At 70.3% G+C, this 13,481-nt stretch carries 13 protein-coding genes; 12 read left to right on the top strand and 1 reads right to left on the bottom strand.

The features are described from left to right. The 4 genes from ACXAID_RS13570 to ACXAID_RS13555 all read left to right on the top strand — a co-directional run. On the top strand, positions 1-548 hold a 548-nt coding region (locus ACXAID_RS13570), incomplete at its 5' end, for a phosphatidylserine decarboxylase (protein WP_475022736.1). Next, positions 545-1,396, top strand: coding sequence for a CDP-diacylglycerol--serine O-phosphatidyltransferase (gene pssA / locus ACXAID_RS13565; RefSeq protein ID WP_475022735.1), 852 nt, complete (start codon positions 545-547; stop codon positions 1,394-1,396). The genes ACXAID_RS13570 and pssA, both read left to right, overlap by 4 nt. A gap of 1 nt (position 1,397) precedes the next feature. Beyond that, positions 1,398-3,638, top strand: coding sequence for an AAA family ATPase (locus tag ACXAID_RS13560; protein ID WP_475022734.1), 2,241 nt, complete (start codon positions 1,398-1,400; stop codon positions 3,636-3,638). Positions 3,639-3,721: 83 nt separating this feature from the next. Beyond that, on the top strand, positions 3,722-4,192 hold the full coding sequence (locus ACXAID_RS13555) for a DUF1707 domain-containing protein (RefSeq protein WP_475022733.1): 471 nt from the start codon (positions 3,722-3,724) through the stop codon (positions 4,190-4,192). Here ACXAID_RS13555 and ACXAID_RS13550 read toward each other — a convergent pair. Further along, positions 4,159-5,655, bottom strand: coding sequence for a potassium/proton antiporter (locus ACXAID_RS13550; RefSeq protein WP_475022738.1), 1,497 nt, complete (start codon positions 5,653-5,655; stop codon positions 4,159-4,161). The two genes, ACXAID_RS13555 and ACXAID_RS13550, sit on opposite strands and share 34 nt — an antisense overlap. A 58-nt stretch (positions 5,656-5,713) precedes the next feature. On the opposite strand from ACXAID_RS13550, the gene ACXAID_RS13545 reads away from it, so the two are divergent. The 8 genes from ACXAID_RS13545 (at position 5,714) to ACXAID_RS13510 (ending at position 13,481) form a co-directional block, all read left to right on the top strand. Further along, positions 5,714-6,433: a potassium channel family protein gene (locus tag ACXAID_RS13545; protein WP_475022732.1), complete on the top strand. Its 720-nt coding sequence runs from the start codon at positions 5,714-5,716 to the stop codon at positions 6,431-6,433. A gap of 111 nt (positions 6,434-6,544) precedes the next feature. Further along, on the top strand, positions 6,545-9,427 hold the full coding sequence (locus tag ACXAID_RS13540) for a Na+/H+ antiporter subunit A (RefSeq protein WP_475022731.1): 2,883 nt from the start codon (positions 6,545-6,547) through the stop codon (positions 9,425-9,427). Beyond that, the gene (locus ACXAID_RS13535; RefSeq protein ID WP_421459251.1) at positions 9,424-9,894 is read left to right on the top strand and encodes a Na(+)/H(+) antiporter subunit C; all 471 of its coding nucleotides are present in this window, start codon (positions 9,424-9,426) and stop codon (positions 9,892-9,894) included. Before ACXAID_RS13540 ends, ACXAID_RS13535 begins: the two co-directional genes overlap by 4 nt. Further along, positions 9,891-11,501 carry a Na+/H+ antiporter subunit D gene (locus tag ACXAID_RS13530; RefSeq protein ID WP_475022730.1) on the top strand — a complete coding sequence of 537 codons (1,611 nt, stop codon included), beginning with the start codon at positions 9,891-9,893 and terminating at the stop codon, positions 11,499-11,501. Before ACXAID_RS13535 ends, ACXAID_RS13530 begins: the two co-directional genes overlap by 4 nt. Then, positions 11,498-12,034, top strand: a complete 537-nt coding sequence (locus tag ACXAID_RS13525) for a Na+/H+ antiporter subunit E (protein ID WP_421459253.1) — start codon at positions 11,498-11,500, stop codon at positions 12,032-12,034. Before ACXAID_RS13530 ends, ACXAID_RS13525 begins: the two co-directional genes overlap by 4 nt. Before the next feature lie 31 nt (positions 12,035-12,065). Further along, positions 12,066-12,389 (top strand): monovalent cation/H+ antiporter complex subunit F, encoded by a 324-nt coding sequence (locus tag ACXAID_RS13520; RefSeq protein WP_421459256.1) that lies wholly within the window; start codon positions 12,066-12,068, stop codon positions 12,387-12,389. Beyond that, positions 12,386-12,754 (top strand): monovalent cation/H(+) antiporter subunit G, encoded by a 369-nt coding sequence (mnhG, locus tag ACXAID_RS13515; RefSeq protein ID WP_421459258.1) that lies wholly within the window; start codon positions 12,386-12,388, stop codon positions 12,752-12,754. The genes ACXAID_RS13520 and mnhG overlap by 4 nt, the downstream gene beginning before the upstream one ends. Then, entirely contained in the window at positions 12,735-13,481 is a 747-nt protein-coding gene (locus ACXAID_RS13510) for an SAM-dependent methyltransferase (protein ID WP_475022729.1), read from the top strand. Before mnhG ends, ACXAID_RS13510 begins: the two co-directional genes overlap by 20 nt.

Here is a 13,481-nt window from a genome sequence, read left to right as displayed (position 1 = left end):
GCGCGGGCGTGACCTCGGCGGCGGCCAACGCCGCGTTCTTCCTGCACCCCCCGCGCACCCCACCGGTGCGGCCCGGTGTCGTCGTCGCCCCGGCCGACGGGCTGATCTGTGTGGTCGACGAAGCGACCCCGCCCGTCGAGCTGGGCCTGCCGGCGGTGCCGGTGCCGCGGATCAGCATCTTCCTGTCGCTGTTGGACGCCCACGTACAGCGGGCGCCGGTCGGCGGCGAGGTGGTCGCCACGGTGCACCGCCCCGGGCTGTTCGGGTCGGCCGACCTGGCCGCGGCCAGCCAGGACAACGAACGCAACAGCGTGGTGATCCGCACCCCGGACGGTGCCGAGGTGGTCGCGGTGCAGATCGCCGGGCTGCTGGCCCGGCGCATCGTGTGCGACGTCAAACCCGGCGACCCGATCGGAATCGGGGACACCTACGGCCTGATCCGGTACGGATCGCGGCTGGACACCTACCTGCCGGCGGGCTCGACCGTGCTGGTCACGGTGGGCCAGCGCACCCTGGCCGGTGAGACCGTGCTGGCCGAGCTGCCATGAGGCCCCGCATCAAGACTCCGGTCGTCAGCGCGCGCATCCTGCCCAGCGCCATGACGGTGGCCGCGATCTGCCTCGGCCTGTCCTCGGTCAAGTTCGCCCTCGACGGCAGACCCACTGAGGCGATGGCGTTCCTGGCGGTCGCGGCGATCCTGGATGCCCTCGACGGGCGCATCGCCCGCGCGCTGAAGGCGACGTCGCGGATGGGCGAGGAGATCGACTCGCTGGCCGACGCGGTGAACTTCGGTGTCGCTCCGGCGTTCATCGTCTACGGCACGCTGCTGTCGACGTCGCGGATCGGCTGGATCGTGGTGTTGCTGTACGCGGTGTGCATCGTGCTGCGGCTGGCCCGCTACAACGCGATGCTGCACACCGATCAACCCGACTTCGAGAAGAAGTACTTCGTCGGGATGCCGGCGCCGGCGGGCGCGATCGGCGCGATCGGGCCGCTGGCGGCCAAGATGCAGTTCGGCGACGGCTGGTGGACCTCGGAGCCGGCCGTGGTGATCTGGATGATCGTGGTGTCGCTGCTGGTGGTCAGCACGCTGCCGATGCGCAAGATCCATACGTTCGCGGTGCCGCCGAACATGGTGGCGCCGCTGCTGGCGCTGTTGGCGATCGGCGTGGCCGCCTCGATTCTCTACGGCTACGTCGTGATCCTGTTGATCATCCTGGCCTACGCGCTGCACATCCCGTTCGCGATCCGCACCCGCCGGTTCCTGGCGGCCCACCCCGAGGTGTGGGACGACAAGCCCCGCCAGCAGCGTGCCGCGCGCCGCGCCATCCGGCGCGCCCAGCCGCACCGCCGGTCGATGATGCGGCTGGGTCTGCGCCGTCCTCCGAGGGGCTGAGATGTCCGACCTGGACGTCGCCGACCGGGAGGCGCCGCGGCCGCAGCTGACGTTGACCGCGCGGCTGAACACCTCGGCGCTGGACTCGCGGCGCGGGGTGGTGCGGCTGCATCCGGAGGCCATCGCCGCGCTCGGGATCCGGGAGTGGGATGCGGTGTCGCTGACCGGATCGCGCACCACGGCCGCGGTCGTCGGCGTCGCGCCGCCGGGCATTCCGACGGGGACGGCGCTGCTCGACGATGTGACCCTGTCCAACGCCGGGGTACCCGAGGACGCCCCGGTTCTGGTCGCCGCGGTGACGGTGTTCGGTGCACGGTCGGTGACCTTGAGCGGCTCCGCGCTGGCCAGCCGGTCGATCTCGGCGGCCACGCTGCGTCAGGCGCTGCTGGGCAAGGTGATGACCGTCGGCGACATCGTGTCGCTGTTGCCGCGTGATCTGGGACCGGGCACCTCGACGTCGCAGGCCAGCACGGCGCTGGCGGCCTCGGTCGGCATCACCTGGACCTCGGAGCTGCTGACGGTCACCGGGGTCGACCCGGCCGGACCGGTCAGCGTGCAACCCAATTCGCTGGTCAGCTGGGGTGACGGCGTGCCACCCGAGCCGCGGGTGAGCGGCCCTGACGCTGCGGTGGCCCGCACCGATGAGCCGCCGGTGCGGCCCAGCCCGCCCGCGGTCGCGTTCGACGACCTCAAGGGTGCGCATGTGGCGGCCGGCAAGTTGACCGAATGGCTCAAGCTGGCCCTCGACGAACCCGAGCTGCTCGAAACCCTGGGCGCCTCGGCCAACCTGGGCGTGTTGGTGACCGGCCCGGCCGGGGTCGGCAAGGCGACGATGGTGCGCACCGTGTGTGCTGATCGCCGGCTGGTCGAACTCGACGGGCCCGAGATCGGTTCGTTGGCCCCGGCGGATCGGCTGACCGCGGTGGCCAACGCCGTGACGACTGCGGGCGCACCGGATCAGGGCGGCGGGATCCTGCTGATCACCGACGTCGACGCGGTGTTGCCGGCCACTGCCGAGCCGGTGGCCGGGCTGGTCCTGGCCGAACTGCGCAAGGCGGTCGCCGCGGACGGGTTCGCGCTGATCGTCACCTCGGCGGTCCCCGACAACGTCGATGCCCGGCTGCGCGCTCCGGACCTGTGCGACCGTGAGCTCGGGTTGAGCCTGCCCGACTCGGCCACCCGCAAGCAGCTGCTCGAGGTGCTGCTGCGGTCGGTTCCCGCCGCCGACCTCGACCTCGCCGAGATCGCAGGCCGGACACCGGGTTTCGTGGTGGCCGACCTGGCCGCACTGGTGCGCGAGGCGGCGTTGCGGGCGGCGGCCCGGGCCAGCCGGGACGAGTCGGCGCCGGAACTGCGCCAGGAGGACCTCGCCGGCGCGCTGAGCGTGATCCGGCCGCTGTCCCGGTCGTCGACCGAGGAGGTGTCGGTCGGCGCGGTGACGCTCGAGGATGTCGGCGACATGGCCGATACCAAGCAGGCGCTGACCGAGGCGGTGCTGTGGCCGCTGCAGCACCCGGACACCTTCGAGCGGCTGGGGGTTGAACCACCGCGCGGCGTGTTGCTCTACGGACCGCCCGGCTGCGGCAAGACGTTCGTGGTGCGGGCTCTGGCCAGCTCTGGCCGGTTGTCGGTGCACGCGGTCAAGGGTGCCGAGCTGATGGACAAGTGGGTCGGCTCCAGCGAGAAGGCGGTACGTGAGTTGTTCCGCCGGGCAAGGGATTCGGCACCGTCACTGGTGTTTCTCGACGAGATCGACGCGCTGGCGCCACGGCGTGGGCAGAGTTTCGACTCCGGGGTGACCGACCGGGTGGTGGCCGCGATGCTGACCGAACTCGACGGCATCGAACCGCTGCGCGACGTGGTGGTGCTGGGGGCGACGAACCGCCCCGATCTGATCGATCCGGCACTGCTTCGACCTGGCCGGCTGGAGAAGTTGGTGTTCGTCGAACCGCCCGACGCCGAGGCGCGCATCCAGATCCTGCGCACCGCAGGCAAATCGGTGCCGCTGGCCGCCGACGGGCCGGAAGCGGTCGATCTGGAGGCACTGGCCGCCGACCTGGACGGCTATAGCGCCGCGGACTGTGTGGCGCTGCTGCGGGAGGCGGCGCTGACCGCGATGCGCCGCTCGATCGACGCCGCCGATGTGACCGCCGCCGACGTGGCCACCGCACGTGCGGCGGTCCGGCCGTCCCTGGACCCGACCCAGGTCCAGGCGTTGCGGGACTTCGCCGCCGGTCGCTGACATCCCGCCGGGAATAGATCTTGACAGTGCCCAGTTGACGCTGGCATCGTAAAACTAGTCACCGTCTAGATTGGGAGGATGTCATGACCGCCCCGACCACCCCGCGCGCCGGTGATCGCGATCGCAATTCCACGGCGACCCTGCTCGGCCAGGCGCTGGCCCAGGGATACCTGGACATGACCGAATACGAGGAGCGGCTGCAGCGCGCGTTCGCTGCCCACACCACCCCCGAACTCCGCGAGCTGACCGCCGATCTCCCACTGGCCGAACTGCACCGCAACGACCCCCGCCGGCAGGCCGCCCGGCGCCGAGCCGCACGCCGCGGCTTCCAGGTGCACCTCGCGGCCTACCTGACCATGGTCGTCATCGTGCTCACCGTGTGGCTGGCCGTCGGCCTGACCGCGGACTCCTGGTACTTCTGGCCGATCTGGCCCATCCTCGGCGCCGGCATCGGTGTGCTCGGTCATGCGCTGCCGACCAGATACCGCATCCCGTCGCCCTGCTCTCCCGGCGCGGGGCGCTACCCGGGGTCGCCGTACTCGTCGAACCAGTAGGCCAGCTTGCCCCGGCGACTGACCGCGCGCAGCCGCCGCTCGGCCAGCTCACGCGTCGCGGTGGTCGTGACGATCAGCAACTCGTCGCCGGCCTCCAGCCGGGTGACCGGCTGCGGCACGAACGACTGCCCGGCCCGGATGATCAGCGTGATGACGCTGGGGTCGGGCAGCCGCAACTCCAGCACCGTCACGTTGTGCAGCCGCGAGCCGGGCGCCACCGTCATCGTCATCAGTTCGGCGCCGAGCACGTCCAGCGGCGCCGCGTCCACCTGGATCTCGCGGGTGGTGTCCCGCGGCACCAGGTGCAGGCGTTCGGCCACGAAACGCAGGCTCGGCCCCTGCACCAGGGTGAACACCACCACGAGCACGAACACGATGTTGAGCAGCCGGGTGCTGTCCGGAACCCCCTCCACGATCGGATACGTCGCCAGCACGATCGGCACCGCACCGCGCAGCCCGGCCCAGGACAGGAACGCCTGTTCACGCCACGGCACCCGGAACCCGATCAGCGACACCACCACCGAGACCGGCCGGGCTATCAGCAGCAGCACCATGCCCGCGACGATCGCGGGCACGATGTCGTCGACCAGCTGCGCGGGCGTCACCAGCAGCCCCAGCAGCACGAACAGTCCGATCTGGGCCAGCCATCCCGAGCCCTCGGCGAACGACCGGGTCGCCGAACGGTGCGGCAACCCCGAGTTGGCCAGCACCACGCTGGCCGAGTACGCGGCGATGAACGCGCTGGCCTGCGCCGACCCGGCCGCCGCGAACGCCACCATGCCCAACCCGAACGTCGCCAACGGGTACAGGCCGGCGGCGGGCAGCGCGATGCGGCGCAGCGCCATCGCGCCGAGCACACCGCAACCCAGCCCGATCAACAGGCCGACCCCCAGGTTGTAGAGCAACGTCACCGCGATCCGGCCCGGCTCGAGCTCCAGCGGCATCGCGCTGAACAGCAACACCAGGATCACCGCGGGCGCGTCGTTGAAGCCCGACTCGGCCTCCAGCAGCCCGCCGACCCGGCGGGGCAGCGGCACCACCCGCAGCACCGAGAACACCGCCGCCGCATCGGTGCTGGACACGATCGCACCCATCAGCAGCGCCAGCTGCCAGTTCACCCCCAGCAGCAGATGAACACAGGCAGCCGTGACCACAGCGCTGACCCCGACACCGACGGTGGCGAGCACACCGGCCGGAGCGAGCACCCGGCGAATGTCGCTGAACCGCGTGGTGAGGCCACCCTCGACGAGGATCACCCCCAGCGCCGCGGTACCCAGCCCCTGGGCCAGCTGCGCGTCGTCGAAGCTCAGGCCGATGCCGTCCTCACCGACCAGCAGACCGACACCGAGGAACAGCAGCAGACTGGGCAGGCCGACGCCGGTGGCCAACCGGGTGGCGATGATGCTCGCCAACAGGACGATTCCGCCGACGAACAGCGCCACGTACAGCTGGTGCAGGTTCAATCCGACCTCGTTCACACTGGAGTCGCTGCCAGTAAATCAGGGCATTAAGGAGCCGCCGATGCGGATAGCGATTGCCGGGGCCGGCGCGGTCGGCCGGTCGGTGGCCGCCGAACTGGTGGACAACGGGCACAAGGTGCTGGTGATCGAGCGTGACCTGGAGCGCTACCAGCCCGCCACCGTGCCGGGCGCCGACTGGTTCCTGGCCGACGCCTGCGAGCTCGCTTCTCTACAAGAGGCCGAGATACAGGTCTGCGACGTCGCGATCGCGGCCACCGGCGACGACAAGGCCAACCTGGCGATGGCCCTGCTGGCCAAGACCGAATTCGGGGTCGGCCGGGTGGTCGCCCGGATCAACGACGCCCGCAACGACTGGCTGTTCACCGAGGCGTGGGGGGTCGACGTGGCGGTGTCGACGCCGCTGGCGATGGTCGCCTCGGTGGAGAGCGCCATCGACGTCGGGCACCTGATCCGGCTGATGGAACTGGGCCGGGGACCGCGCACCGGTATCGGCCCCGGCGCGGCCAACATCGCCAAGCTGAGGCTGCCAGCGGACAGTCCGCTGGCCGGAATCCGGGTCGCCGACCTCGAGATGCCGACCGACAGCGCGCTGGCGGCGGTGCTGCGCGGGACCCGGCTCATCGCGGCGGGGTCGTCCGAAGCCCTGCAGCCCGGCGACGAACTGTTGTTCGTGGCCGCCTACGAGGTCGAGGGACAGATCGCGGCGATGCTGCAGAGCAGCGCGCCGCGACGGGACAACGGAAGGCACAGCGCCCCGTAAGCTTGAGCCGACTCCACCCAGTCAGCGGCCGACGGATTCCGTTCGCCACCCTGTCCACCTGCCCGACGGCACCCACCGCCAGACAGCGTGCCGACCCGACGAGACGGAGCCATGCTCGCCATCCTCGCTGCCCACGCAGTCGCCACACTCCTGGCTCCGGTGCTGGTGCACCGCTGGGGCCGGCAGGCGTTCTATCCGTTGGCGCTGGTGCCGCTCGGGTCCCTGGCCTGGGTAGTGCTGAACTGGCCCGGCGCCGGCGACGCCCGAACCGTGAACGTGACCTGGGTGCCCGAGCTGGCCATGAACATCACGCTGCGTTTCGACGCGCTGGCGGCGATCATGAGCGTGCTGGTGCTGGCCGTCGGGGCGTTGGTGCTGTTCTACTGCGCCGAGTACTTCCACCACCACGACGGCGTCAGCGAGAAGCGGCTCCCCAGCTTCGCCGCCGAACTCGTCGCCTTCTCCGGCGCCATGTTCGGCCTGGTCACCGCCGACAACATGCTGGTGCTCTACGTGTTCTGGGAAACCACCACGGTGTTGTCGTTCCTGCTGGTGGGGCACTATGCCGAACGGGCGACCAGCCGCCGCGCCGCCACCCAGGCGCTGCTGGTCACCACGGTGGGCGGGCTGGCCATGCTCGTCGGCATCATCGTGCTGGCCAACCTCGCCGGCACGTTCCTGCTCTCGGAGTTGATCGCCGATCCGCCGACCGGCGTGGCCGCCGCGGTGGCGGTGGTGCTGATCCTGGTCGGGGCGCTGTCGAAGTCGGCCATCGTGCCGATGCACTTCTGGTTGCCGGGGGCGATGGCCGCCCCCACACCGGTCAGTGCCTACCTGCACGCCGCGGCGATGGTCAAGGCCGGCGTCTACCTGATCGCACGGATGACGCCCGGCTTCGCCGACAACCCGGTATGGCGGCCGGTCGTCGTGACACTCGGGGTGGCGACGATGCTGCTGGCCGGGTGGCGGGCGCTACGCGAGGACGACCTGAAACTGATCCTGGCGTTCGGGACGGTCAGCCAGCTCGGCTTCATCACCGTGATGGTCGGTTCCGGCGGCAGCGAGATGATGCTGGCCGGCCTGGCCACCGTCTGCGCGCACGCCATGTTCAAGGCCGCACTGTTCATGGTCGTCGGCATCATCGACCACACCACCGGGACCCGCGACATCCGCAGGCTGGCCTGGCTGGGCGACCGGAACAAGCCGCTGCTGATCATCGCCTGCGGCGCGACGGCGAGCATGGCTGCGCTACCACCGTTCTTCGGGTTCATCGCCAAGGAGGCCGACTTCGAAACGGTGCTGCACAGCCCGACACTGGGCAGCGCAGCACCGTACGTGCTGGCCGGAGTCGTGACCGGGTCGGTGCTGACCACCGTGTACAGCCTGCGCTTCCTCTTCGGCGCATTCGGACGCAAAGGCCGCCCCGCCCCCAGCACCAGGGTTGCCGAGATGCACCCGGCCCCGGTGGCCTTCCTGGTCTCGCCGGCGATCCTGGCGGCCGCGGGCCTGCTGTTCGGCCTGTGGCCAACCGGTCTGGACGCCGCCCTGAACGACTACGCCGCGACCGTCCCCAACCCCGCCGGCTACGTCGCCGACTACCACCTGGCGCTGTGGCACGGCCTGAACCTGCCGCTGGCCCTGTCCGCACTGGTGCTGGTGGGCGGCGGTGTGCTGTTCGCGGCGCGCGACCGGCTGCCGCTGCGGCTGCCGTTCACCCCGCTGGGCAACGCCGACCGCATCTACGACGCGACGCTGCGCGGCGCCGACATCCTGTCGGTGCGGCTCACCGCGACCACCCAGCGGGGCTCCATCCCGGCGACCCAGTCGGTGATCCTGACCACCCTGGTCCTGGTGCCGGTGGCCGCGCTGGCGCTCGGCGCGCGGGACCGGCCCGAACTGCGGTTGTGGGATTCCCCGCTGCCGGTGGTGGCCGGTGTGCTGGTCGTCGCGGCCGCGCTCGGCGCGACGGTGATGCGCAACCGGCTGGCCGCCGTGCTGCTGGTCGGGGTGACCGGCTACGGCTGCGGGGCGCTGTTCGCCTTCCACGGCGCACCCGATCTGGCGCTCACCCAGTTCCTGGTCGAGACGCTGACGCTGGCGATGTTCGTCTTGGTGCTCCGGGTGCTGCCGGCCCAGACCGGACGGGAGGACATCGTCCGGTTCCGCGTGCCGCGGGCGCTGCTGGCAGTGACGGTCGGGACGACCGTCGCGACGTTGGCCGCATTCGCGATGGCCGCCCGCACGACCCGGCCGATCTCCGAGCTGCTGCCCGAAGCCGGGTATCTGCGCGGCCACGGGTACAACACCGTAAACGTGCTGCTGGTCGACATCCGGGCCTGGGACACCATGGGCGAGCTGTCGGTGTTGCTGGTCGCCGCGACCGGGGTGGCGTCGATGGTGTTCCGCAGCAGACGATTCGGCGCAGCGCCGCGGGTCGCCGACGCCGGCCAGCCCGACATCGGCGCGGTGGCGTCGACCACCCGCAGCCCCGCGGCCGGCGACATCACCTGGTTGCGCGGCAGCGGTCTGCGCGATCCGCAGAACCGCTCGCTGGTGCTGGAAGTCGCGACCCGGCTGATCTTCCCGATCATGATGGTGCTCTCGGCGTACTTCTTCTTCGCCGGCCACAACACTCCGGGGGGCGGATTCGCCGGCGGGCTGATGGCCGGTCTGGCACTGGTGCTGCGCTATCTGGCGGGAGGACGCTACGAGTTGGGTGAGACGCTGCCGCTGGATGCGGGCAAGATCCTGGGGGCCGGGCTGACGCTGGCGGCGGGCACCGCGGTGGCCTCGTTGCTCGCGGGTGCGCCTGCGCTGTCCTCGGCGCTGATCGAGATCGACGTTCCGGTGCTGGGCACCGTCAAGTTCGTCACGGCCCTGTTCTTCGACCTGGGGGTGTACCTGATCGTGGTGGGCCTGGTCCTCGATGTGCTGCGCAGCCTGGGCGCCCGGATCGACGAGGAGTTGAGTGGACGGGTGGTGACACGGCGATGATCGCGTTCGTCCTACCGCTGGTCGTGATCGGCGTGCTCACCGCCGCCGGTGTCTACCTGCTGCTGGAACGTCAGCTGACCAGAATGCTGTTGGGGCTGTTGCTGATCAGCAATGCCATCAACCTGCTGCTGCTGTCGGTGGGCGGCCCGGCGGGCAATCCCCCGATCGTCGCGCGCACCAGCGGGGAGGACAATCCGACCGCCGATGCGCTGGTGCAGGCCCTGGTCCTGACCGCCATCGTCATCACGATGGGCGTCGCGGCCTTCGTCCTGGCGTTGACCTACCGCTCCTTCCGGATCAACACCGCCGAGGAGGTCGGCGACGATCCCGAGGACGCCCGGGTGTCGCAGCTTTCCGAGCAGGGCCTGGACGAGGACACCCGGCTGGCCCCGGCGCCCGACGCCAGCCGCGACACCGACCTGCCCGACGAGCTCGACGCGTTGCCCGGCCATGAGGGGTCACGATGATCGGCGGCCACCTCGCCGCGGTGTTCGTGCCGCTGCCGGTCCTGGTGCCGATGCTCGCCGCGGCCGCGACGTTGTTCGCCGGGCGCCGGCCGCGGCTGCAGCGCGCCATCGCCGTGCTCGCACTGGCGGTGGCTCTCGCGGTCTCGGCGGTGCTGATGTATCTGGCCGACCGCGACGGCACGATCGCGTTGCAGGTCGGCGGATGGGGCCCGACCGAAGCCGGGATGGGGCCGCTGGGCATCACGCTGGTGGTGGACCGGCTGTCGGCGCTGATGCTGGTGGTGTCGGCGATCGTGCTGCTCGCCGTGGTCTACTACGCCATCGGTCAGGGCATCCGTGACGGCGACGACCGCCAGCCGGTGTCGATCTTCCTGCCCACCTATCTGGTGCTGGCGGCCGGGGTGTTCATGGCCTTTCTGGCCGGCGACCTGTTCAACCTGTTCGTCGCGTTCGAGGTGCTGCTGATCGCGAGCTTCGTGCTGCTGACCATCGGGGGCACCAAAGAGCGGGTCCGCGCGGGCATCTCGTACGTGATGGTGTCGATGGTCTCGTCTCTGGTGTTCCTGTTCGGCATCGCCCTGATCTACGCCAGCGCCGGGACACTGAACATGGCCGAGCTGTCGGTGCGGCTGGCCGACATCCCGGCCGGCACCCGCACCGCGCTGTTCGCGGTGCTGCTGGTCGCGTTCGGGATCAAGGCCGCGGTGTTCCCGCTGTCGACCTGGCTACCGGATTCCTACCCGACAGCCCCGGCGCCGGTCACCGCGGTGTTCGCCGGGCTGCTCACCAAGGTGGGCGTGTACGCGATCATCCGCACGCATTCGCTGCTGTTCCCCGGCGGCGCGATGGACCGGGTGCTGCTGGTCGCCGGGCTGCTGACGATGCTGGTCGGCATCCTGGGCGCGATCGCCCAGAGCGACATCAAGCGGCTGCTGTCGTTCACCCTGGTCAGCCACATCGGCTACATGGTGTTCGGGATCGCGCTGTCCACCCAGTTGGGTATGTCGGGCGCGATCTTCTACGTGGCCCACCACATCCTGGTGCAGACGACGCTGTTCCTGGTGGTCGGGCTCATCGAACGCCAGGCCGGGGCGTCCACCCTGCAGCGCCTCGGCGGGTTGGCCGCCGCCAGCCCGGCACTGGCCTTCGTGTTCGTGGTTCCCGCGCTCAACCTCGGTGGCATTCCGCCGTTCTCGGGATTCATCGGCAAGGTGGCGCTGCTGGAGGCCGGATCGCAGGTCGGGTCGGTGCTGGCCTGGGCCCTGGTGGCGGGCAGCGTGATCACCAGCCTGCTGACGCTTTATGTGGTGGCGCGGGTGTGGACGAAGGCGTTCTGGCGGCGCCGCGAGGACGCACCGGAGGGGCATCTGGCCTCGTCCGCGCGAGCCGGTCTGCTCGACGATCCGGTGGACGTCGAGTTCGCCGAGCGTGACGACGTGGGCCGGATGCCGATGGCGATGCTGCTGCCGACCGGGGCCCTGATCGCGGTCGGGTTGATGTTGACGGTGCTGGCGGGCCCGATCTTCGCCTACAGCGACCGCGCGGCCGGCGAGGTACTCGACCGCGGCCAGTACATCTCCGCGGTACTCGGAGAGGGGCCCACATGAGGAGAGGCCTGCTTCGGGTCTGGTTGGTGTGCTGGCTGATTCTGGTCTGGCTGCTGTTGTGGGGCACCGTCTCGGTGGCCAACATCCTGTCCGGCCTGGCGATCGCGCTGATCATCACGCTGCTGCTGCCGCTGCCCGCGGTTCCGGTGCAGGGGCGCTTCCATCCGCTGCCGCTGCTGCGGCTGATCGTGACGGTGGTCTACTACCTGCTGGTCTCGTCGGCTCAGGTCGCCTGGCTCGCCCTCAAACCGGGCCCGCCACCGCTGACCGCGGTGCTGCGTGCGCACGTGTCGGTGAAGTCCGATCTGGTTCTCGCGTTGTTGGTCAACATCATGAACCTGACGCCGGGCACGATCGTGCTGGAGATCGACCAGGCCACCAGGACGCTCTACGTCCATGTCCTCGACGTCGGGTCCGACACCGCGGTCCAGCGTTTCTACCGTCAGACCGCACTGCTGGAGCGGCTGCTGGTGTCGGCGTTCGAGCGGGACGCGGATTGGCGGCCTGTCAACGGGGAGGCGGATCGCGCATGATCGACGAGCGAGTAGCGGAGGCGGATCGCGCATGATCTACGTCTGGACCGCGGTCGCGGTGATGCTGTCGCTGGCGGCGTTCGCCACGATGATCCGCATGCTGGCCGGCCCCACCTCGCTGGACCGGCTGGTGGCTCTCGACGCTCTCGTCGCGGTCACCATGTGCGCCATCGGCGCCTGGGCCGCCTACAGCCGGGACACCACCACCACCTACAGCCTGACCGCACTGGCGTTGATCACCTTCGTCGGATCGGTGAGCGTCGCCCGCTTCCGGGTGCCCGATGTCTCGGACGTCCCAGCTGTCCCGAACATCCCAGCCACCGAGGACAACCCGGGAAAGGGGAAGAGCCGATGACCGCCTTCGACATCATCGTCAGCGTGTTGATGCTGAGCGGCTCGGCGCTGGCGCTGACGGCGGCGATCGGCGTTGTCCGCTTTCCCGACACGCTGTCGCGCATGCACGCCGCCACCAAGCCCCAGGTTCTCGGCCTCCTCCTCGTGCTGGCGGGCGCGGCGATCCGGCTGCGCGGCCAGATCGACGTCGGCATGTTGATCCTCACCGGCATCTTCACCCTGATCACCGCCCCGGTGATCGCCAATCGGGTCGGCCAGCTGGCCTACCGGGAGCAGACCAGCCGGGATGACCTGATGACCGCAGATGAGATGCATGATTTGACCGCAGACCGGGAATCCGGCGGTCATGAATCGCCCCGAGGCTGACGACCGCGCAGCAATAGTCGGCGGCACCACGCTCGGGGTGGCACGTGCCCGCGCCTGGGAGTCGGCCACCGAACGTCCGTTGTTCACCGATCCGTACGCGCGCATCTTCGTCGACGCCGCCGGCCAACCCGACTCGGATGCCGACCCCGCACAGTGCAGCACGATCGCGAATTTCACTGCGGCGCGGACAAAGTGGTTCGACGACTTCTTCCTCGCATCGAGCGCGGCGGGCCTTTCCCAGGTGGTGATCCTGGCCGCCGGTCTGGACGCTCGGGCCTGGCGGCTGCCATGGCTGTGTGACACGGTGATCTACGAGCTGGACCAGCCGAAGGTGCTCGCCTTCAAGACCGCGACGCTGTCCACGTCGGGGGCCAGGCCGGCAGCCGGTTACGTCCCGGTGGCCGTCGACCTCGGTGGCGACTGGCCGAGGACCCTGACCGCGGCCGGCTTCGACTACACCGAACCGACCGCATGGGCGGCCGAGGGGCTGTTGGCGCACCTGAGCGATCAGGAGCAGGACCGCCTGTTCCGGCGGATCACGCTGTACAGCGCGCGTGGGAGCCGCATCGCCGTCGATGCGGTCGCCCCCGGCGACGTCGCCGCGGTGTTGTGCGGGCGCGGCTGGGAGGTCAACTCGGTTGACGCCGAAGACATCCTGAAGCGGTATCACCGCGTGTCGCCGGCTGCCGACGAGCACCGGGTGTTCGTCGACGCACACCTGGTGTAG

This window comes from Mycobacterium sp. ABE4_509 (assembly GCF_056160785.1).
Note: the sequence above shows the minus strand (reverse complement) of the source record. Positions and strands in the feature narration are given on the sequence as shown.